We start from the raw sequence: 378 nt of genomic DNA on the forward strand, positions 1-378 counted from the left end.
AAACTATCAGTGTCACTAGGACTCGATATTTATACTCATTCGATATGAGTTGTTTCTATTACACTTACACTAACTTTAAACTCGGTTAAAGCTGCTTTTTCAGCAGAAGTGATAATTAAATTAAAAATTTAATTGGCGTCCCCAAGGGGATTCGAACCCCTGTTACCGCCGTGAAAGGGCGGTGTCCTAGGCCTCTAGACGATGGGGACACAGTATGTTAAAAACATAAATGTATCACTAGGACAATTAAAATGTAATTTGGTGGAGCTATGCGGGATCGAACCGCAGACCTCTTCACTGCCAGCGAAGCGCTCTCCCAGCTGAGCTATAACCCCAACTACTTACTCATTGAAACAGATTTCTGTATCGCTGAGTGCG

At 42.3% G+C, this 378-nt stretch carries 2 tRNA genes; both read right to left on the minus strand.

Going from position 1 to position 378, the window contains the following annotated elements:
- Positions 1 to 133: 133 nt before the first annotated feature.
- Positions 134 to 209, minus strand: a tRNA-Glu gene (locus tag CJF42_RS26280).
- A gap of 50 nt (positions 210 to 259) precedes the next feature.
- Positions 260 to 335: transfer RNA gene (locus tag CJF42_RS26285), tRNA-Ala, on the minus strand.
- Between the last annotated feature and the right edge of the window lie 43 nt (positions 336 to 378).

The sequence above is a fragment of the Pseudoalteromonas sp. NBT06-2 genome, from assembly GCF_002276045.1.
Lineage (GTDB): Bacteria > Pseudomonadota > Gammaproteobacteria > Enterobacterales > Alteromonadaceae > Pseudoalteromonas.